The organism is uncultured Cyclobacterium sp. (genome assembly GCF_963977555.1).
In the GTDB taxonomy this organism is placed as follows: Bacteria; Bacteroidota; Bacteroidia; order Cytophagales; family Cyclobacteriaceae; genus Cyclobacterium.
This window is the reverse complement of sequence record NZ_CAXBPD010000009.1, coordinates 61511-83091: the sequence shown is the minus strand read 5'-3', so window position 1 is coordinate 83091 and position 21581 is coordinate 61511. Positions and strand designations below refer to the sequence as shown.

Genomic DNA, 21581 nt, shown 5'->3' with positions numbered 1-21581 from the left:
ATAGATTATGCGATATATTATTTTAATGGTTTCCCTCGTCCTTGCCTCATGTCAGGCAAAGGAAGAGGAGGATCATGCCCATGATGCAAATGGTGGGCATGCGGTGGAAATAGAAGAATTCCCATCTGTAGATGCTACAGTGTGGACGGATAAAACGGAATTGTTCGTGGAATTTCCTGCCTTGGTTGTAGGTGGGACCAGTCGATTTGCCGCTCATTTTACAATTATGGATAGGCATCAGCCAGTCCGCGAGGGTTCATTGACGGTCAGTCTGATCAAGGGGGAAAACGGTATAAGAAATTCGGTTGATGCCCCCGATTCCCCTGGAATATTCAAACCTTCTTTACAACCAAGGGAAGCTGGGATCTATCAACTGGTATTTGAGCTCGAGACTCCTTCAATTACAGATAAAATAGTGATTCAGGGTGTGACAGTCTACGCTTCCATGGAAGATGCTGCAAACGATTTGAACACGGCAGAAACAGATGATGGTTCTATCACCTTTCTTAAAGAACAGGCTTGGAAAATAGATTTTCAGACTGCGAAAGTTGTAGAAAAGGAGATCTACCAAACCATCCCTACTTCAGGAAGATGGAAGGTTTCCCCTTCGGATTACCAGACCCTTATTGCGCCCAACTCAGGGAAAATCAACTTCAGTAGCAATAATCTTAACGAAGGGATGAAAGTACAAAAAGGCCAAGTACTCATGTCTGTCAGCAGTGCGGAATTGACCTCAAATAACCTTTCTGCAGAGATCCAGAAAGCCAGAGCGGCCTATGAGCAGGCAAGCCAGGAATATGAGCGAAAGAAGCAATTGTTTGAATCCAAGATTGTACCCAAGGCAGAATTTGAGCTGGTGGAGCAGAAGTATTTAGTGGCCAAGTCAACATATGAAACCCTTAACGCAGGATATTCCTCAGGAGGCAAGCAAATCCTGGCTCCATTTGAAGGCTATGTAAAATCAATAGCTGTGGATAATGGATCGTTTGTTTCTGAGGGTGCGAGTCTGGTGACAATTACCAGCCATAAAACCAGCCTTCTGGAAGTCCAGATAAGTCCATCCTATGCTACTCAGCTCCAGAATATCCATGACATCTACTATCAAACCAGATCTGACCATTGGTCTGGTCTGAAAGCCACTACCGGAAAGGTCTTGTCTGTAGGAAAAGAGGTGGAAAGTGATCAGCCCCTGCTGTCAGTATTTGCGGAAATCAACGATGTAGTAGAAATGCCTGAAGGTAGTTTCACAGAGGTTCAACTAGCTTTTGGACACCCCAAACTGGCAGCAGTTATTCCTCAATCAGCTTTACTGGAAGATTATGGTAATTATTCTGTGATCGTGGAACTGTCAGGAGAAAGTTTTGAAAGGAGACCAGTAGGCATTGGGAGAAGAAATGGAGAGGAAGTGGAGATTTTAGAAGGCGTGCAGCTGGGTGAAGTGGTAGTTACACGTGGTGCATATCAGGTGAAAATGGCTTCAATGTCTGGACAGGCACCAGCACACGGCCATGAACATTAATGAATCGGGGCTATGCTAAATAAAATATTATCTATTTCACTTCACAATAGATTATTGGTGCTCTTTGGTGCTGTGGTACTAAGTGTCACAGGCTTGTATCTTGCACGGACGATGAATGTGGATGTGTTTCCTGATCTGACGGCACCGACTGTGACGATCTTGACGGAAGCACATGGGATGGAATCAGAAGAAGTAGAAAAACTGGTTACTTACCAGTTGGAGACCGCAATGAACGGATCTCCCAATGTCAGAAGAATTCGTTCTTCATCGGCTGCGGGAATATCGATCGTGTGGGTAGAATTTGACTGGGGTACCGATATCTATCGTGCCCGGCAGATTGTGAGTGAACGAATTCCTATGGTTCAAGAAAATTTACCCGAGGGAGTAAGTACTCCGACAATGGCACCTATCTCATCTATAATGGGTGAAATCATGCTTTTGGGAGTGACCTCGGATAGCCTTTCTCCCATGGAGTTACGGACCCTAGCTGATTGGACCATCCGCCCACGGATTAAATCCATTGGAGGGATAGCAAATGTGGTAGTGATAGGCGGTGATTATAAGCAATATCAAGTTTTCGCCAACCCTGAAAAGCTAAAATATTACGATGTAACGCTGGGGGAATTATTGGAAAAAGTAAGGGCTTCCAATATGAATGCTCCGGGAGGCGTAATGAATGAATTTGGAAATCAATACATCATCAAAGGAAGTGGCAGGGCATATGCTGTGGAAGACTTGGAAGAGGCAGTATTGAAACAAGTAAACGGACAATCCATCAAAATAAAGGATGTTGCGACCGTGCAGATCGGGGCAGCGGACAAAATCGGAGACGGTTCTTTGAATGCATCTTCGGCTGTGATTTTAACTGTATCTAAGCAACCGGATGTAAACACCCTGGAGCTTACGGAAAGCCTAGATGAGGCAATCGCGGATTTGCAAAATACGCTTCCGGCAGGTGTGGAAATCAAAAGCGAGATCTTTAGGCAATCAAATTTTATTGATGCTTCTATTTCTAATCTGAACCAAACTTTACTTGAGGGTGCATTTTTCGTGGTGCTTGTGCTTTTTATCTTCTTGATGAATTGGCGCACTACGGTAATCTCATTATTTGCCATCCCAATTTCCCTGCTGGTATCTGTAATTGTACTTAAGCTTTTAGGCTATACAATCAATACCATGAGTCTGGGGGGTATGGCCATTGCCATAGGTGCTTTGGTGGATGATGCGATTATTGATGTGGAGAATGTTTTCAAGAGATTGAGAGAGAATGTACGTAAGCCTGTTGAAGAGAGGCAGTCAGTACTTCAAGTAGTTCAGGATGCTTCGGTCGAAATTAGGAGCTCGATCATTATTGCTACGCTGATTATCATCGTTTCATTTATTCCACTTTTCTTTTTAAGTGGTATGGAAGGACGGTTATTACAACCTCTGGGAATTGCTTTTATTACCTCGGTATTGACTTCATTGATCGTAGCGGTGACGGTGACGCCTGTACTTTGTTCTTACTTGCTGAAAAATAGTAAGGTACTTGAGAAGCAAGCTGAAGGAACCAAAGTAGAACGTTGGTTACAGAAGCATTATTCAGGATTCTTACGAAGAGCACTGGAAATCCCCAAATGGATCATCGGTCTAACAGCTGGGGCATTTATACTAAGCTTAATCCTTTTCGCACAGCTTGGGCGAAGCTTCCTTCCAGAGTTTAACGAGGGCTCGTTAGTGATCAGTGTCGTAGGTATTCCCGGAATGTCCTTGGTGGAAAGTAACAAGACAGGATTGCTGGTAGAGCAGTTGCTTTTGGACATGCCCGAGGTAGACGTTGTTACCAGAAGAACGGGTCGGGCAGAGCTGGATGAGCATGCTCAGGGTGTAAATGCCGCTGAAATCGACGTTCCGTTTGTACTTTCTGATAAATCCAAAGAGGAGTTTTTCGAAGAGGTGCGAACCAAACTGAGTGTAGTTCCAGGCGCAAGTATAACACTTGGCCAACCCATTGCGCACCGGATTGATCACATGCTCTCTGGTACAAGGGCCAACATTGCTGTCAAAGTCTTTGGGTCTGACCTACAGCGATTGTTTGAACTAGGCAAAAATATCGAAACGAGCATCAAACCAATTGAAGGGATAGCTGATGTTGCTGTAGATCAGCAAGTAGAGGTTCCTCAACTGAGGATCACTCCGAATCGTCAATTACTGGCAGCCAACGGGATGACAGTGTATCAATTGATGGAGCAGGTTGATATTGCCTTTGCAGGTGAAAAAGCAGGTGAAATTTATGAAGGACAACAGTATTTTGACCTAGTTGTAAGGTTCAGAGCTGAATCCAGAAGTACAAGAGCAAGCATCGAACAGGCATTGATTTCTCTTCCCGGCGGAGGCCAGATACCGCTCGATCAGCTCGCAAATATAAGCTCTGTAAGTAGCCCAAATACCATAAGTAGAGAAAACGTGCAACGAAAAATTGTAATTGCAGCAAATGTTCAAGGAAGGGATCTTCGAAGTGTTGTCAATGATATCCAGCAAATCATCGGAGATGAGATTCAGCTCCCTGATGGATATCGGGTAGAATATGACGGACAGTTTGAGAGTGAGGCCAAAGCATCTCAGCTACTGTTAATCACAGCAGGTATGGCTATTCTGATTATTTTCCTTTTGCTGTATTACGAGTTTCAGGACATCAAGCTTTCCTTTGTGGTATTACTTAATTTACCTTTGGCTCTGATTGGAGGAATTCTGATCGTCTATTTTACCTCCGGAGTAATTAGCATCGCAGCTACAATTGGTTTTATCAGTTTATTCGGAATCGCAACAAGAAACGGAATTCTACTTGTTTCACGTTATGAAGATCTTAGGAAAGAAGGGAAAGGCGGAGACGAACTCCTGCTTGAAGGTGCCATGGATCGGCTTAACCCAATTCTGATGACAGCATTTACTACAGGTCTGGCTTTGATTCCATTAGCACTCAAAGGAGGAGAGGCCGGAAATGAGATTCAGAGCCCTATGGCGGTCGTAATTTTGGGAGGATTGCTTTCTGCCACTTTACTTAATCTATTTGTCATACCATGTGTGTATGAGTTAGTAAACAAGCGAAAATCTATTGTTTAATAATTCATTAATTTCTTTAATCATAACACCTCAGGGAAATTCCCTGGGGTTTATTTTATTTAAATTTCTAAGGAAGAAGGAGATGATCTGACAAGTTATCCTGTTCAATTTGACGTATTGGTCTTCAGTTTTCAGCCTATGAATTATAGACTGAAGATCGTGGGATGTTTTCTGAATAAGAGCCGATGAAATGCACTATTTTTTCACATCCCAGGTGCGGGATGGGTAGCTATGTTTTCAAGAAAAGTCTATAGAGATTTTATCTTGGAAAATCTGGCTTATTGTAAAAAGGAAAAAGGACTTTTCCTCTTTGGTTATGTCATCATGACCAATCACCTTCACTTGGTTGTTCAACAAATAGATGCGAAATAATGAGGATGGGTGCGTGATTTTAAGAAATTTACAAGCAAGAAATTGCTAAAAATGATAATTGAAAACCCTCAGGAAAGCAGAAAGGAATGGTTGAAGATAATTTTTGCCTATCATGCGATATTTAATAAAAGAACTGGGGAGATGCAATTTTGGACACATGAAAACCATGCTATCGAACTTTATCGAACTGAAATGATTGAAAGTAGAATGAATTATATACATGAGAATCCGGTAAGGGCAGGAATCGTGGAAAAACCAAAGGACTACATGTGTTCGAGTGCAAGAAATTATGCTGGATTAGAAGGTTTGATAGCCGTGGATCATTGGCAATTCCGTCCAATTCCAATTGCAAATTAAAAATAATAGAAGGGTGTTTTGCAAACCTACACCCAGCTCACGAAGGCATAAACTACACCTAGCCGGGGTCATTTTGGATCCTTGAAATAAAATTTCCCTCCCCGATGTACCGTTTGTCAATAATTCACTTTATTTTTTAAGAAAATGTGGGAAAATTAAGTATTAGGAATAAAAATTGTTAACATTTAGTCTTAAAGGAAAGTGTGGCTCAATAATTTTTTTCAAATATGAAAATAGGATGGTGTTCAATCAAAATTTGGTATTTCTCACGAGGTCAACTTAAATAATTCCGGGACTTAGATCAGCATTTTCTAATTTTCTAATCCAAAAATTATTACCAATTCTTAAAATTTAGAATAATATGAAAAAATTCAAAATACTCTTATTTCTAGGTGGACTATTAAGCCTCTTGGGGTTTGGTTGCGAAGAAGAAGAGCCTACAAATTGTGAACTGGCCGCATGTGACCCCGGAAGAAAAACCATCAAACAGTGGGTAGACAAAGAGGGAATGGTATTGTTGGACAACAGGAACCAAATGTATTATATAAGTACTGGTGAATCACCTGATATGCATATACTTGGATATATTTGCAATTTACCTGAAGAATTTAAAAGTGAAGGAATGCTAGTTGTGGTAAGTGGTGATTTAAAAGAAGATTGTGATGAGCTTAACCTTATCACTGTAGCTCAGGAAAATTATTATTTACATATTGATAGTATTGAAATCATTAAGGATTAAATTATGGAAAAGTTTTACTTTATTCTCATCATGCTTTTATGCTCGGTTAGTGTATTCAGCCAAACCATTCAGAATTCTGATTCTGATATGGTCTTTCTTGATGGGAAGCCGGATAAAAAGAAATCCAACGAAAACGTCATAAATCCTAAATATGTTATTATTGGAAATGGGAATAATGTATGGGAAGACCGAATTATTACGTATTTTTTTGATAATGGGACCCCAGATATTAGCGGGGATCTTGAAGAAGATGGGGTAAGAGATGCATTTGATATATGGCAAGCAGAAACTGATATAGCTTTTTTAGAGGTATGTAATGCTAACAATGCAGACATAGTTATTTCTTGGAGATCGTGGAACCATGGAGATGGGGCTCCATTTGATGGACCTAATGGGGTGTATGCTCACGCACTTATTGGTGAAACCACTAACCCCCTTGCTGGAGATATACATTTTGATGAAAGCGAAGATTGGACCATAGCTGAAACAAGTAATGATAACCAACCTATGGATTTGGTTACTTTTGCTGCCCATGAAATCGGCCATGCCATAGGTTTGGATCATTCTAATGTAAATACTGCATTGATGGCAGGTGGTCATGCTCTTTGGATACAAAATGGGTCTCATCGGTTTTTGACACAAGATGATATAGCTGGGATACAAAATCTTTATGGTTTACCTAATAGTGGGGAATTGGTTGATGGCCCTGATGCTCTTTGTTCCAGCGGGTCATATACGATTCAGGATGTACCAGCTGGTATATCAGTTGCATGGACGGTCAGCCCATCCCATATTTTCACAAATAGTTCCGGCACAGGAACAACAGCAAACCTAAATCTTGTAAATCCTATGACTGTTTCAGGGACGGCTACCTTGACCTATACCTTACAGGGAACGGGATGTGCTAATACGGAAATTACCAGGGAAATCCAAGTAGGACCGGAATATCCAGACTTTGATTTCTATCAATATCCTACTTGTGTTAGCCCAAACCAAGTAGTTACCGTTGTTGCCAATATCACTCAAGTGGATTATGACTGGACGGTCAATGGCGGCACCATTCTAAGTGGACAGGGCACACAGTCCATAGATATTAATGTGGGCAGCAGCGGTTACATTTCCGTGCATTGCAATGTTTCCAATGGTCCTGATGCCTGCGAGGGACCAAGGGGCACCGTCTCCCTCTATCCTATGGCCTGTTTTGGGATTGAGGACAACAGTGTGACTGCCTATCCCAATCCTGTCAATGATATACTTCATCTCAGGAGTGAAACTGAAGAAAATATCAAAGGGGAAATTCTAGTTATGGATTCCCAAAATACTCTGCGAAAGAGCATTTCAGTAGACAGCTGTGAAGTTACCATAGATGTTTCCGATCTTCAGCCCGGTATTTATCATGTGACTTATTCCATCGGTGACAGGTATCAAGTGAAAAAAATTAAAATAGAATAGAAAATAACAGTAAAAACCTTTGATTGGCCGGCCTCCAGAATTTGATCCCAGACACCACTCGCCAAGAGTTATCCAATGATAGCTTGACTCTCTTGGAAAACGAATAAGTAACCACCGAGGAAAGGTTGATATTAGCCTCCTCCGGGTTGTTTTGTGGTTTGTTTTTGACACGGATCCGCTGGTTGATGAATTTTTGCGGTGCCTGGAGGGTATGCATCGAGAAAAAACCGTAAGCAAACGGCCAACCTCCTATTAATAATTAGCTTGGGTTCACGTGGTGATGTTTCCACCTGTGGGGCAGCAGGTCGGAGAATCTACCTTCATAGTTGAGGTCGTTGAGTTTTCGATGCACTTCGAGCAGCCGATCATGGGGATTTACACCGTGCTTTTGGCAGATTGTGAACAGGTAGTTTTTCCGCCCCAGGTTATGAAAAGCCTTACATAAGACAGGACGAAAAGCTTACCTGTTTTCAGGATCGCATAAGGCAGCAGAAATGGCTGCAGGCATGTATTCTTTCATGGCCAGCTGCAAGAATAACAATGTCAATGAGTTTGAGTGGCTGAAAGATGTCTTTGAAAGGATCCAGTCCCACAAACAAAAAGTTCTCTACCAGCTCCTTCCCTTGGACTGGGAGGAATATAGAATTAAGGCCTGACTATAAACATTCCCTACACTAATTCCTAGCTTGGGTTCCTCGGACGGATACTTTTAAACCATGAAAATAGTAAAGCACTATTCGGACGATTTTAAAAAAAAGGTTGTTCGGCATTATCTGAACTCTGATGACAGCATGAGAACCACCGCTGTTAAATTTAATTTAGCGGTTTCTGCTTCCGTTAGCCAGTGGCTCCCTAAATTTGGACCAGAATCCAAATCACCCATTATGGACCAATCCCCTAAAAAGCACCAAAATCCACTAATTGATACACCAGAAATTATGGCCCGTAGGTTAAAGAAACTGGAAGAAGTTTTGGAAAGAGAGCGTTTAAATACCCTGGCAGCTAACATGGTAATTGACAGGAACCAAGCAGTCAATGTACATATACCTACATAAACCTCCACTCTTATATACGCATACCTACGTATCCGCGTAAAATAGCCCTTTTTACGTATTTCCTTCCTTATATTTTTTCCTTCTCTTTGGGTCTGTCAGTAATTAGCAAGAACCAGATAACCTGAAAAATATGAAAGATACCCAGGAAAATAAAACACACAAAATCACCTTTAGGCTTAAAGCGCAGGAGGCAAAATTCCTGGATGATTTTGCTGGGAGTGCAGGGATTTCCAGAAGCGATACGCTCAGGAACCTGATCCGGAAAATCCAGGGAGATGCATCCATTATCAAGACAGATAAATTGCTTAATACCCTGTCTGACCTTGCAGCCGAACAGGGCCGGGTAAACAACAATATCAATCAACTGGCCAGGCATGCCAATCAATATTCCAAGGTAAGTGACCTGGACCCTAAGGTATTTGTAAGATTTAATACGCTTCTAAACCGGCACCTTGACTTTCAGGAGGACATGAACAGGACTTTCCGAAAAATCTATAAATCCATCAGCTGATGACAGTCAAAATCCTATCCTCTACCAGTACTTTCAAAGGGGTGTCCTACAACACCAACAAAATGCAGTCCGGTAAAGGTGAGCTGATGAAATTCAAAAATTTCGGTTACCTGCAATCGGCCCAAAAAGTAAGTCCTGCTGAAATGAAAACTTTTCTAAAAGTCCATTCTAACCGGAATACCAGGGTACAAACCAAACAATTCCATGCCATGATTTCTTGCAAGGAACGAGAATACAACAAGAAGGAACTTACCAAAATGGCAGAGAAGTGGTTGGAAAAAATGGGCTATGGCAATAATCCTTTCCTGATCGTATTCCATGGAGATACAAAAAACAACCATGTCCATATGGTCTCTTCCAGAATCGGCAAGGATGGCAAAAAGATTAACGACAGCATGGAAAGAATCAGGGCGCAAAAATGCATGCTGGAGATCATGGAACGGAATCCGGCGCAGGAATGCAGGAAGATACTGGATCAGTTAAAATCATTTTCCTTTTCCACCCTCAACCAGGCCAAGTTATACCTTGAAACTCGGGGATATAACCTTCAGGAAAAAGAAGATAAATTGTTCCTGTATAAATTTGGTTTGCTACAAGGCGAACTTTCCCTAAAGGAAATTAAGCACAAGACCAATGCCAATACCATTGACAAGGCAAGGAAAAAGCAGCTCCATGCCTTATTTGAAAAGTACAGGAAGGTTTACTGCAGCAAACCTGTTCCAATATTTGAACCGCTGAAAGGCAATCGCCTTGGTAAACCAAAGGGTTACCGGTCAGAAATGGCCGACTTTCTCAAGGAAAAATTTGGGATAGAACTGGTGTTTCATGGCAGGAATGGCAAGACACCTTATGGTTATACGATTATCGACCATAGCAGGAAAATCATCTTTAAGGGAGGTGAAATCTATCCGCTTAAAAACCTGACTCAGGAAGAAACAAGAGATAAAGTTAAAGTAATCAATTTCCTTTTTCCATCAGATATTTCAGCTTATAAAAGAATTACAGGCGCTTCAGATACCCTTTTTCGAATCAAACGTTTTCCGGAAAATACGGCTTACCGGTTGAAATTACTCTCTGTTTTGGAAGATTATCCCAACCTCCAAATGGGCCTTGAGGAATTCAAATTACACCTACTGGTAAACGAAAAGCGCTTGTTTTTACTGGACACTCAAGAGCGAATTTTTATTCGACTAGAAGCCATTCTGCAAAATAAAGAATACAACAGATTTGCCAGACTTTGGGAAATCCCTCTCCGAAATGGGACAGAACAAGCAGCTTATATAGGATCAGATTCTGATTCAAGATTGCAATTACCTATACAAGCGGACAGCGAAAACGTCTTACCCAACGCTTCGGGTAATGAGTATGCCGAACCAATCCGGGAGACAGTGGTCCCACTTACCACTTTTAACCTGGACATCCATCAGGATGTGGACGACGAAGCAATGCATGGAAGGAGAAGAAACAAAGATAAAGACAACAAAAAGAGAAGCATCAGATAAAAACCAATGCATATGATAATCCTATTCGCAAACCAAAAAGGAGGAGTCGGTAAAAGTACCCTTTCGGTGCTATTTTCCAACTACCTAACCCTGGCCAAAAACAAAGCGGTAAAGGTCTATGACATGGACTTTCAACGGTCGCTTTACAACAAGGCCCAGGCGGCAGAAGTGATTGAAAACACGCCATTGTACCCCGTAGAGGCTGCCGAATTGTCTCAATTTAATGCCATACAAAAAAAGGACACCAAAAAAGAAAATCAGGTCAGCATCATTGACCTGGCGGGTAAAATGGATGATGATGAACTTGTTCCGGTATTCCAAAATTCGGACCTCATCCTATGTCCCTTCAGTTATGACGAATACTCCGTGTCCTCTACCATCGAGTTTTCCTTTGTAATCAAAAAAATTAATCCGAATGCCAAAATCATATTTATTCCCAATAGGGTGCGGAGCAGTGTGAAATACGAAACCATGAAATCGGTTCAGGATGCACTGAAAAATTTCGGAGCAGTCACCAGTAGTATCACTGAAAGGATAGACTTCCAGCGGATCACTACCTATGACATTCCTTCGAATATCGTAGAGGTGATCGAACCTGTTTTTGAATCCATTTATAACGAATACATAGACCCGGCATGGCACAAGATGATTACATAAAAACGCTGATGAGCAATTTCCGCCCCAATGGTCATACATCGGTGAAAAAGAACAGAAAGGAAAGAAAGCGTCCTGCAAACAAACAGACCAAACCCACAGCCTTGAGTAGTGATATAGACCTTTTATTGGAGCAGGTCAGGGACCTAAAAATTGATGGTGACAAAAAGCGACTGATCAAAATCGATGAGAAAAGTGAAGAAATTCTGAAAGTGATGTATCCGGTATTTTCCGTGGATGTAACACGCTTTATCAATTTTCTTTTGACCCGCTTCTTTCAGGACCATCCGGAACTGATAGACGAAATCAGAAAATCATTTAAAAAACTCTAACATGAACTGGACTGAATTTATAAAATTTTTGGCATCTGGATACCTGCTTTATTATGGGGTATTGGTGGTGCTTGACCTGCTAAAGCTCCAAAAGGGTTCTTTTGAAATGAGCAATCAGGAACTGATGGAGTTGCCGGAAGAAACCCAAACTACCATTATCGATGAAGAGGTAGTTAAAAATGATATTTCTTCACCAGCAACTAAAAGCTCGGATGAGGAAAACCAGCAATGGAAACTCTATGGAGAAAATGTCAATGTATCCTCAGGAGGAGTAAGCAGCATGACAGAACTGTTTAGACTGGCACAGGATGAAATGATAGAGGTGAAGAAAAATCTTGTTTACTGAAATGAAAAACTTGTTCCTCATACTGATGGTAACCTTAATTATTTCTGTCATCTGTTTGAAAGTGACAGCCCAAACACCTCCGGGCCTATCCGAGATCAACGAAGGAAAAAACCTAATGGCCCAGAACTTTCGGGCACTCTCTCGAGCGGTGCTGATACTGGGTGCCCTCTTTGGCCTATTGGGTGGATTGAGGATATATAACAACTGGCAAATGGGCAAGCGAAACATCGATATTGAGGTAGCAGGATGGTTTGGGGCCTGTATATTTCTTTCTGTATTGGGAGTCTTCCTAAGTGCCCTTTACCAGGTACCCATAGCCTAATAAAGACCAATCAATTTTAAACCATAATATACAATCCATTTAAATCAACTAATCATGAACAAAAACAACAAAAAAGCTATCGGAACCCTTGCTATGGCAGTCATTGGACTGGTTCAGGCAAATGCTCAGGGAGTACAAGGCATTACAGCCGCAGAATCTTCTCTCATAGGTTATGTAGATCCCGTGGCCTCTCTCTGTCTGGTCATTGGTGCAGTAGTAGGGATCATTGGCGGGGTAAGGGTCTATATCAAATGGAATAGCGGAGACCAGGACATCAACAAAGAGCTGATGGGCTGGGGAGGCTCCTGCTTGTTTATGGTGTTGGTGAGCGTAGTTATTAAGGCCTTTTTCGGTGTTTGATGAGCAAACGATTTCCCATTTATAAAGGACTCCAAAAACCACTGATGTACAAAGGGTTTCAAGGAAAATTCATCGGCTGGGGCATTGCTTCTCTGGTGATGGGCCTTGTCCTGGGAGGGGGGATCGGAAGCTTTACCAACATGGTTTTCGGGGGATTGCTGACCATCGGTACTATTATAGGTGGCCTTTATTTTACCAGCCTACAACAGAAAAAAGGCCTGCACAATAAAACACGAAATCAAGGTGTGTTTCTACACCCTACAGACCTTAAGTGAATTAATTATGCCTAAACGCAAAAAGACAGCCTTTAAGTTACCCTATATCGGGATAGATCATAGCAATGGATACGATATTCTATACAATGAAAAAGGTGAATTTGGGGTAGTTCTGGAAGTGAAAAACCCGGTCCTGCAGTATGCTGCTGATCCGGGAAACTATGACAACTTTCACCAACTTTATGTCAATGCGATCAAAATTCTTGGGGAAGGATACATTGTACAAAAACAGGACATTCTGAGCAGAAAAAAATTCAACCCTAAATCCACTGGAGAATACCTGCAAAGGAAATACGATGAGCATTTTAGAGGAAGGGTTTATACCTCCCATCAGACGCTTTTGGTGATTACAAGAAAAGCAAAACCCGGTTTTTACACTTACAGCCAGAAACAGATAAATGATTTCACACAAACCATAGACAAAGTAGCAGACCTCTTTGTTCGAAGCCAGTTACCTGTAAATGCGCTGAATCAAAATCAGATCAATCGGTACATCAGGCAGATTCTTTCAATGAATTTTTATGATAAAGAGCTTTGCCTGAACAATCTGCTTGCAGGAGATGAACAGCTTGAAATGGGGGATACAGCAGTCCGCTCTATCAGTTTGGTCAACACAGACACCATCGACCTGCCCCAAGTGGTGGATACCCATATGGAAAGGTCAGACAAGGAAAGTTTGAAAGGTTTTCCGATCGATAATATGGGGTTTTTGTTTTCTGTTCCGCATTTTAAAACCATTATTTATAATCAGGTGATTGAAATTGTTCCACAGACCAGCACCCAAAGGAAGTTGGAACTAAAACGAAAAAGACATTCAGGAATTCCTGATTCGGCCAACAATATGTGTGTGGAAGACATTGACCAATTATTGGAAGACATCGCTAGAAACAATCAGTTGTTGGTCAATTCTCATTTTAACATTCTGGTGTCCGGAGAAAAAGAGTTGATTCAGGGAACCTCCAATTTTATTGAGTCTTCCCTTTTTCAGCAGGGGATCATACCGTCAAAAAATGCTTACAACCAACTGGAATTGTTCAGGACCGTTTTGCCCTGCAACACTTCAGAACTGAAACCTTACGATTATTTTCTGACCACCTCAGATGCAGCTTTGTGCTTCTTCTTCAAGGAATCCATGAGTGAGGATGAAATCAGTAATTTTCAAATCAGGCTAACGGATCGACAAGGTATTCCGGTAAAGATTGATCCCGCAGACTTGCCCATGCAGACCAACCGGATCAATAACAGGAATAAATTTGTCCTGGGGCCCTCTGGTTCAGGTAAATCATTTTTCATGAATGCGCTGGTAGAACAGTACTGCATGTACAATAAAAGTGAAACACCAAGGTGGCTGATGGACGTGGTTATCGTGGATACTGGTCATTCCTATTCCGGTCTTTGTGCCTATTATGGAGGCAAATACATTACCTATTCAGAAAAGGATCCCATTACCACCAATCCCTTTGCCATTACCAGGGAAGAATACAACATCGAAAAAAAGGATGCCCTGCTTACCTTAATTAGTGTATTGTGGAAGTCTGCGGATGGCAAGATCTCCCAGGTAGAATCGGATGTAATCTCCAATACCATTTCAGCTTATTATCAGGTGTATTTTGATGAGTTGTCAAAAATTGACCGCCCTTGTTTTAATAGCTTTTATGAATTTGCACTGACATTCATTCCTGAATTGATTCAAAAGGAAAATATTCCTTTCAATATAGATGAATTCAGGTTTGTGCTCAAGAAATTTTACAAAGGAGGGGAGTATGGTAGCCTATTGAATGAAGAGGTAGATCAGTCCTTGTTTGGAGAAGCATTTATCGTTTTTGAAATAGATTCCATCAAAGAGCACAAGGTGCTGTTCCCTATTGTCACCTTGATCATCATGGATGTATTCATTCAAAAAATGCGGTTTCGGAGCAAGCAGCGGAAGGCACTGATCATTGAAGAAGCCTGGAAAGCGATCGCCTCACCACTCATGGCCAATTATATTCTATACCTATACAAGACAGTCCGAAAATTTTGGGGAGAAGCCATTGTAGTGACCCAGGAGTTGGGGGACATCATAGGAAACACAGTGGTAAAAGACAGCATTGTGAACAATTCGGATACCATTATTTTGCTGGACCAGGCAAAATTCAAAGACCATTACAATGAAATCGCTTCCCTGCTTTCAATCAATGAGCATGAAAGGAAAAAGATTTTTACCATCAACCAGTTTGACAACACTGAAGGCCGGGGCAGATTCAAGGAGGTTTACATCCGAAGAGGTGCCAGCGGAGAGGTATATGGCGTGGAAGTATCCCTTCATCAGTATTTGACCTATACCACTGAAAAGCCGGAAAAGGCAGCTGTGGAAATCTATACAGATCGCTTTGGTAGCTATCAGCAAGGTTTGGATCACTTTGTAAGGGATTATGAAAATTCAAAAATGGAATTGAACCGTTTCTTTTCTCTGGTCAACCAATTGGGAATTCCTTATAGAGAAAAAACAGAATTTACTGACTAAACAATTATACCATGAAAACTTTGACATTTCTTTTGTTCATTTTCACCAGCGGATGGTTGAAGGCGCAAGTCTATGTTGATCCGGCTGTTTCGGGAGCGCAGGCTACCCATGCAGCCGTGATTAACAGCCAACTCAATAAGACCAATGAAAATCTGACTTTAATAGAAAAAGGTCAACTAGCCGTCACTGGAAAACTTACCGTGGTGAATACCCTACAGGAAAAGCTTTATGCGGGATTGACCGAAGTGAGTGCTATCCTTACCAACCTTGCCAATGTGAGAGAGATTGCACGAATTGCGAGTGGCATTTCCGGAGATGTCCGGGACATCATGGAGTTGGCCAAGGAAAATCCCGAATTTATTGTTTTCGCAGAGCAGAATGCCACAATGTTCCAGCAAAGAGCTACTGCATTGGCGTTGGAAGTACAGCAATTTGCCCTGAAAGGAGGCAAGGAAAATCTAATGGATGCAGGGGAAAGGGCAAAAATCCTCAATACCATTTTAAATGAACTACTGATCCTGAGGTCTTACTCTTATGGAATGTACCGTTCCATGCAATTTGCAAGCATGAAGGGGCTTTTCAATTCACTAAATCCTTTTCAAGGCTATATAGAAATGGACCTTGCCATAATGGATGATATCCTTAGAAAAAGAGAAACCCTTAACCAATAAGCCATGAAAATCATTCTGATCATATTGGCACTTTCCTTCTCTTTCCCTGTAGCCGCACAGGTCAATATTGCCCTGTTACACCAGTTGGTAGAAGACTCCAAAAATGAACACGAAAAGCAATCCGAGGCAAAGGCCAAACAAGCTAAAAATGCCATTAATGAAGAAGTGAATAGAAACCTTATGGGCCAGGTCAAGGAAAAATACCGGGCAGTTCAGGAGCGTTTTGCTAAGCTTCAACTTTTGGTGGAAGCTGTTGGGCTTGCCGTATCGGCAGATCCACTTTTAAGAGCTATCATAGACCATCAGGAGCAAATTGTTTTTTATTGCCAAAGTGATCCTTCGGTAATTCCCCTGGCACTGGAAACAGAAAAGCTATTTGTCAAGCATTCCTATTCCCTGATGAATTACCTGATAGGCTTAATGGCTTCTATTGGGGACCTCAATCAAATGAAGGTTTCCGATAGGCGCTTGTTATTGCAGCACGTTTTGCATGAGCTGAGGTCCATCAATAGACTCTCACTGGCTACCTCCCAAAGCTTGGAGTCCTATATCCGTCAGAAATCAGGAATGAGTCCCTATCCTGAATTCCTTTTGGAAGGCTCAGCAACAGTAGATGAAATATTGGAAAACGCTCAACTAATAAAAAAATGAAACAACTTCTGATCTTATTTCTTTTGGCTAATTCCCTTCCGTTGTTTGCTCAAACGGTGGTATTTGACCGTGAGCATTTTTTGATTGTAAATGAAAATGCGGCCATTAGAAATGTATCTGAAATTGGTTACCAGGAAAGCCTTACAAGGATTCGGGTAAATACCGATGACATTGGCTTGAATGTGTCCAGTCTGGCACTGGTAGAAACCATGATTTACCGGTCCCTGAGTCAGGTAAATGAAGGGCTGAAGGATGCTATTCAGGTAAAACAGATAGGGGAGACTTTGCAAAGAATCTATTCCTTGAGCGATGAAACCATGACCATTGCTTCTAAGAATCCTGTCCTACTCCTTTTTGCAGAAACCTATATTCGCCAAGCCAAGGAAAGAAGTTTTTTACTCGTATCAGAGGTTTCGGCATTTGTTCTGAAGGAAGGAGAAAATTTACTGATTAATCCCAATGTGAGGGATCAGTTGTTGGTGAAAATCCAAAATGAAATTGACCTCATAGCAAGTTACCTTCTGGCAGTGAAGAAATCCATGTATTGGGCAAATATCAATGGTGTAATAAAAGGACTTAATCCGTACCAGGCTGATATCGATCAGAATTTAAATCTAATCAATCAAATCCTTATCCATAAACAAAGCCTGCGATGAATAAGAAAAGAAAAATTAAAATATTAACCACAGGCCTGTTCCTGTTTTATATGACAACAGCTATAGCACAAACTCCTATTCAAGACAAAGCGGTTGTTGCACAACAGGAAAGAATGGTCTTCAAGCAATGGGATGAGGACCGTTTTCTTCCCGGGCCTAAGCGCTTCCTTGGTATTCCTACGAACTCCAATTGGTTTTTAACCTGGGCCTTGCATCCCGACTATCCCGATCTGGACAGAAGGCCTCTTTCTACTTCCGGGGAGCAGACCCAAAGACTTGGATTGGCCGCTGCCATGAAAATCTCCTCAGATTATTACAAACAGCAGGCTGATACGGTTAAAAATAGGGCACTTCGGGAGATAAAGCGCATATCCGGTGCCTTGTCGGGATCGGACCCATTGTACTTACTCTATTACAAAAAAGAACTCGAACCGCTTGATAAAATTGAAACTCAGGCATTCCAAAACAGTGCCACAGAGGTAAAGGAATATATGCTTCAAAATGGTGCCTATGACTGGTACCTGGAAAGGATGAAAAGTCTTGAAGAAAGGTACGGGTTTGCGAAAACGCAGGATATGGAAAGAGGGCAGCGGATGCTTATGTACCACAGGATTTTATTGGACCTGAGGAAACTCCAAAGCAACTGGGAGTACAAATTGGCCCTATCACAGAAAATGCTGACTTTCCGGAAAAGCATGGAAAAAAGACAAAACAGCAAAGAACAATTATTGGAACAAGCAGATCAAGAGGAAGAAATCCTTTCGGGAATTTTACAAAGAAGAATCATACTGCGATGAAAAAAACTGGAACCACACTCATTTTAATCCTTTTGATGCTACCGATGGCAAATGCCCAGGTACCAGTTCCCCCAGAAGAGTACAAGGAAGCCATTTCCTTTCTACAGGGAAATGGTGTATATGATCGAGGGGTCATGCGCTTTTTTGAAGGAATGCGCGATTATGCCTATTCTCATTTTGGCCCATTTATACAAGATGCCCAGGCTCTGGCCTGCATTTTTATGCTGATTTTCTTTTCAATTAAATCCTATGAAATGATGGTGGGGGATAAGAAAATGGAAATCATGCCACTTTTGAGACCCTTTGGCTTATTAATGCTGACCATGTGGTGGGGCATGTTTTGTAGGATAATTGCTTTTCCCACAGACCTGATTTCCGCAAAAACAGAAGCCATGTTTTCTACCCAAAACGAACGGATCAATGCTTTGAGGCTAGACCGTGCGGTGTATATTATTCAGGTGGCTGACAAAATGGTTGAATACCAGGCAACCACTGAATTGGCATCCCAACAAGCCGAGGAAGCAGACAAAGGCTTGGGTACCGTCATGGTGGATGGAGTTAAAGGCTTTTTTACCGACAATGTATATGGCCCGCTGGTACAAATGAAAATAAGGATGCAGACAAATATGCAACTATTGGTCACCCAGTTGCTGGAATTATTGGCCATCTGGATTTTAAGAATCTGTGTCTATTTTGTCTTTTTCATTCAAATCATCTATTCAACCATTCTGGTGATTTTGGGTCCCTTTTCATTGGCCGTAGGCGTGTTACCAGCCTTTCGGGACGCTTTTACCACATGGATTGCCCGTTTTTTAGCAGTCAATCTGTATGTGGGCATTGCCTATCTGGTTTTATACGTGTGTGGGTTGATGCAGGAATATGCTTTTCTACAAGAAATTCAGAAATATGAAGCTCTGCTGGATACCTCCGGTGGAGATGAGGTTTTGTCCAAATTGGCATGGATGGCAGGAAATGGCATTCTATCCTTTGGCTTGGTCATCGTAAGTTTTTTGGTTGGAGCAATCGCTATCACCACGGTACCCTCAATCTCCACCTGGATCATCAGTACCTCGGGAATTACCTCAGCTTCCGCCACTATGGGAAGGACAGGTTCTACTCTTAGCAGAACGGCTTCCCGGATGTCAGTTAGAGGGATTTTAGGAAAATAAATTTCAATACCATGATCATAAAAAACATAGAATCGAAAATTAAACTGGCTACTTATTTGTCCTTAGGGAGCTTTATTACTGCCGTTATAATTTGTATGGGAGTTTCCTTTTTTGCTTACAAGCAAGTATCTAATGCAAGGCAATCCATTTATATCCTGGACAACAATATTCCCATTCTGGCCAAACAGACAAATATGCAAATGAACAGGCCTGCCGAATACAGGGCGGCAGTGGACTTGTTTCATAGCCTGTTTTTCTCCCTGACTCCAGATGACAAGCACATTGAATACCAGATGAAAAAAGCCATGTACCTGGCAGATGAATCAGGTGTGCTGCAATACAACAACCTGAAAGAAAGGGGCTATTTTAATTCCATTCTCAGTTCCAGTTCGGTACTGACACTACAGACGGATTCCATTGCCCTGGAACCCAGCAATAAATTCACTTTCTATGGCAAGCAGAAAATCGAAAGGAGAAGTGCCACAATCACCAGGTCCCTGATTACAGAAGGGTATTTGATGGATATCCCAAGGTCAGAAAACAACAGCCATGGAGTTTTGATCACCAATTGGAAAACACTGGAAAATAAAGACCTCAGCCATGTTTCGAAAAACACCTTTTAAGAATAATACGCTCTTTACAGAAATAAGAAAGGAGTTCAGTACCCTGCATGAAAGGGGAAGAAAACGTATAAGTAAAATATTGGATAAGTATCCCAAACAATGCTTTTCGGGGATGGTGTTCAGCCTTATTGTTTCTGCTCTGCTCACTTTTATCATCCTGCCATTTAAGGGTTCCCAACAACCGGAAGCAGACCAACTTATGGAGGAGGCTAAAGTACTGGGATCCGGAGTAGCTGATGAAGTTGCTGCGCTTTTTCAAATTGGTAATAAGGCAAAGAGAATAGGGCAGCTAAAGCATGAAGTAGAAAGAATAATTGCTCAGGAAAAAATTAATGTACAAGACAGCATTTTTCTTGAGAATGCCATTTCTGAACTTGAAAAGTATCAAAAATTAAACTCAAAAGACCATGAAGATTGACTTCAAACAACCAAAATACATCTTGCCGCTTATACTGTTGCCCTTTATGCTTTTGCTGAATTTTGGCATGCAGTCTTTTTATAGCGAAGAAGAAAAGGAAGATGACAGTGGAAAAGCAGACCTGCAGGAAAGTGTAGGAAATGTTTCTGATCAGGTTCGAAACCGTGGTATCGATGGCAAACTCGACGCATTCAGGTCCAGGTACAAAAGAGCGGATGGGTACACAGCCATCAAAAATATGAGGGTTGAAGTCGAACAGGAAGATGAAATCCTTTCCCAATACAATGAAGCAGAAAAAAGGATGCTGGATTCCATTGATTTGGCTTTAAAAAACACCCTTAATCAGCCTGGTCCACAAATAGAAAGGAGACCAACGCCTGATTTGGAAGTCGAAAATAATCCCACTGCCCATACCGATGAAGATGAACTTATTCTTCAGGCATTAAACCAAATGGAAAGACAACAAGATACCAATGAGGAGCCAAGGTATGAAGATCCCATGGATCTTTTTCGGGCTCAAATGGCCCTTGTGGATTCCATCTCAAAAGCCAATGATCCTGCACTTCAAGATACGGAAGAAAAAATTGAAAGGGAGACTCAAAATCCCCAAAAACCTAGGCTAAAGGTTTCCAAGACCGGCCAAACGGATAAACATTTCAATACCGTAAGAAAAACTTCCCAAAGTTCTTTCATCCAGGCAATCGTTGATCAGGAAATCCGCAAAGGTACTTTGGGAGAAAGAATCAGGATTCGCTTACTGGAAGATATACAGATCGGTGCAAGGAAACTTCCTAAAGGGACATACCTCTATGCTTGGATCAGCGGCTATGAGGCACAAAGAGTGAAATTGACTGTCAGCAGTGTGATGGTGGAAGATGAAATTTTACCCATAGCATTGAACATCTATGATCAAGACGGCATGGAAGGGCTTTATGTTCCTGCCAGTTCCTTTAGGGAATTTTCAAAAGACCTCGGAGGCAATGTTACAGGAGGGATTAACCTTCAGATGAACCAAGGAGCCTCCTCTATGAATCAAATGTACTTGTCAGCACTTCAAAAGGTGTTCACTTCCAGTTCCCAGGCCATGTCCAAACGGATCCGGCAAAACAAGGCCAACTTAAAATATGGCACCGTCATCTATCTTATTGATCCGGAACAATTGAACCCGGACATTCTTTCAAACTAAAACCCA

Annotated in this window: 23 protein-coding genes and 1 pseudogene; all 24 read left to right on the top strand. The window is 41.7% G+C overall.

Annotated features, from left to right (window positions below; all coding sequences use genetic code 11):
* Positions 1-7 precede the first annotated feature (7 nt).
* The 24 genes and pseudogenes from AAC073_RS12950 to AAC073_RS12835 all read left to right on the top strand — a co-directional run bounded on the left by AAC073_RS12950 (position 8) and on the right by AAC073_RS12835 (position 21575).
* On the top strand, positions 8-1519 hold the full coding sequence (locus tag AAC073_RS12950; protein ID WP_339924247.1) for an efflux RND transporter periplasmic adaptor subunit: 1512 nt from the start codon (positions 8-10) through the stop codon (positions 1517-1519).
* A 12-nt stretch (positions 1520-1531) separates the two neighbouring features.
* Positions 1532-4621, top strand: a complete 3090-nt coding sequence (locus AAC073_RS12945) for an efflux RND transporter permease subunit (protein ID WP_014022476.1) — start codon at positions 1532-1534, stop codon at positions 4619-4621.
* Positions 4622-5044: 423 nt separating this feature from the next.
* Positions 5045-5350, top strand: a complete 306-nt coding sequence (locus tag AAC073_RS12940; RefSeq protein ID WP_339924246.1) for a hypothetical protein — start codon at positions 5045-5047, stop codon at positions 5348-5350.
* A gap of 361 nt (positions 5351-5711) precedes the next feature.
* Positions 5712-6089, top strand: coding sequence for a hypothetical protein (locus AAC073_RS12935; RefSeq protein ID WP_014022475.1), 378 nt, complete (start codon positions 5712-5714; stop codon positions 6087-6089).
* A gap of 3 nt (positions 6090-6092) precedes the next feature.
* Positions 6093-7541 (top strand): matrixin family metalloprotease, encoded by a 1449-nt coding sequence (locus AAC073_RS12930; protein WP_014022474.1) that lies wholly within the window; start codon positions 6093-6095, stop codon positions 7539-7541.
* A gap of 449 nt (positions 7542-7990) precedes the next feature.
* Positions 7991-8197 (top strand): annotated as a pseudogene (locus AAC073_RS12925) (transposase domain-containing protein); the annotation flags it as partial.
* Between the two features lie 60 nt (positions 8198-8257).
* Complete coding sequence (locus AAC073_RS12920; RefSeq protein WP_041934817.1) at positions 8258-8596, top strand: transposase; 339 nt, start codon at positions 8258-8260, stop codon at positions 8594-8596.
* A gap of 130 nt (positions 8597-8726) precedes the next feature.
* Positions 8727-9107 carry a plasmid mobilization relaxosome protein MobC gene (locus AAC073_RS12915; RefSeq protein WP_014022473.1) on the top strand — a complete coding sequence of 127 codons (381 nt, stop codon included), beginning with the start codon at positions 8727-8729 and terminating at the stop codon, positions 9105-9107.
* A complete protein-coding gene (locus AAC073_RS12910; RefSeq protein ID WP_339711908.1) occupies positions 9107-10609 on the top strand; it encodes a relaxase/mobilization nuclease domain-containing protein in 1503 nt (500 codons plus the stop codon). The genes AAC073_RS12915 and AAC073_RS12910 overlap by 1 nt, the downstream gene beginning before the upstream one ends.
* 12 nt (positions 10610-10621) lie before the next feature.
* Positions 10622-11266, top strand: a complete 645-nt coding sequence (locus AAC073_RS12905; RefSeq protein WP_339711906.1) for a ParA family protein — start codon at positions 10622-10624, stop codon at positions 11264-11266.
* Between the two features lie 8 nt (positions 11267-11274).
* On the top strand, positions 11275-11595 hold the full coding sequence (locus AAC073_RS12900; RefSeq protein ID WP_014021281.1) for a hypothetical protein: 321 nt from the start codon (positions 11275-11277) through the stop codon (positions 11593-11595).
* Between the two features lies 1 nt (position 11596).
* Positions 11597-11941: a hypothetical protein gene (locus AAC073_RS12895; RefSeq protein WP_014021282.1), complete on the top strand. Its 345-nt coding sequence runs from the start codon at positions 11597-11599 to the stop codon at positions 11939-11941.
* Position 11942: 1 nt separating this feature from the next.
* Positions 11943-12263, top strand: a complete 321-nt coding sequence (locus tag AAC073_RS12890; protein WP_339711902.1) for a DUF4134 family protein — start codon at positions 11943-11945, stop codon at positions 12261-12263.
* 54 nt (positions 12264-12317) lie between these two features.
* Positions 12318-12623, top strand: a complete 306-nt coding sequence (locus tag AAC073_RS12885; RefSeq protein ID WP_014021284.1) for a DUF4134 domain-containing protein — start codon at positions 12318-12320, stop codon at positions 12621-12623.
* Positions 12623-12898, top strand: coding sequence for a DUF4133 domain-containing protein (locus AAC073_RS12880; protein ID WP_339711900.1), 276 nt, complete (start codon positions 12623-12625; stop codon positions 12896-12898). The genes AAC073_RS12885 and AAC073_RS12880 overlap by 1 nt, the downstream gene beginning before the upstream one ends.
* Before the next feature lie 7 nt (positions 12899-12905).
* On the top strand, positions 12906-15404 hold the full coding sequence (locus AAC073_RS12875) for a TraG family conjugative transposon ATPase (RefSeq protein ID WP_339924245.1): 2499 nt from the start codon (positions 12906-12908) through the stop codon (positions 15402-15404).
* A gap of 11 nt (positions 15405-15415) precedes the next feature.
* Positions 15416-16075 (top strand): hypothetical protein, encoded by a 660-nt coding sequence (locus AAC073_RS12870; protein WP_339924244.1) that lies wholly within the window; start codon positions 15416-15418, stop codon positions 16073-16075.
* 3 nt (positions 16076-16078) lie between these two features.
* Positions 16079-16726 carry a hypothetical protein gene (locus AAC073_RS12865; protein WP_339924243.1) on the top strand — a complete coding sequence of 216 codons (648 nt, stop codon included), beginning with the start codon at positions 16079-16081 and terminating at the stop codon, positions 16724-16726.
* Positions 16723-17382, top strand: a complete 660-nt coding sequence (locus AAC073_RS12860) for a hypothetical protein (RefSeq protein WP_339924242.1) — start codon at positions 16723-16725, stop codon at positions 17380-17382. Before AAC073_RS12865 ends, AAC073_RS12860 begins: the two co-directional genes overlap by 4 nt.
* Entirely contained in the window at positions 17379-18179 is an 801-nt protein-coding gene (locus AAC073_RS12855) for a hypothetical protein (protein ID WP_339924241.1), read from the top strand. Before AAC073_RS12860 ends, AAC073_RS12855 begins: the two co-directional genes overlap by 4 nt.
* Positions 18176-19348, top strand: coding sequence for a plasmid transfer protein (locus AAC073_RS12850; protein WP_339924240.1), 1173 nt, complete (start codon positions 18176-18178; stop codon positions 19346-19348). Before AAC073_RS12855 ends, AAC073_RS12850 begins: the two co-directional genes overlap by 4 nt.
* A gap of 11 nt (positions 19349-19359) precedes the next feature.
* Complete coding sequence (gene traK, locus AAC073_RS12845) at positions 19360-19971, top strand: conjugative transposon protein TraK (RefSeq protein ID WP_339924239.1); 612 nt, start codon at positions 19360-19362, stop codon at positions 19969-19971.
* Positions 19949-20389: a hypothetical protein gene (locus AAC073_RS12840; RefSeq protein ID WP_339924238.1), complete on the top strand. Its 441-nt coding sequence runs from the start codon at positions 19949-19951 to the stop codon at positions 20387-20389. The genes traK and AAC073_RS12840 overlap by 23 nt, the downstream gene beginning before the upstream one ends.
* The gene (locus AAC073_RS12835) at positions 20379-21575 is read left to right on the top strand and encodes a conjugative transposon protein TraM (protein ID WP_339924237.1); all 1197 of its coding nucleotides are present in this window, start codon (positions 20379-20381) and stop codon (positions 21573-21575) included. The genes AAC073_RS12840 and AAC073_RS12835 overlap by 11 nt, the downstream gene beginning before the upstream one ends.
* The last annotated feature ends 6 nt before the right edge of the window (positions 21576-21581 follow it).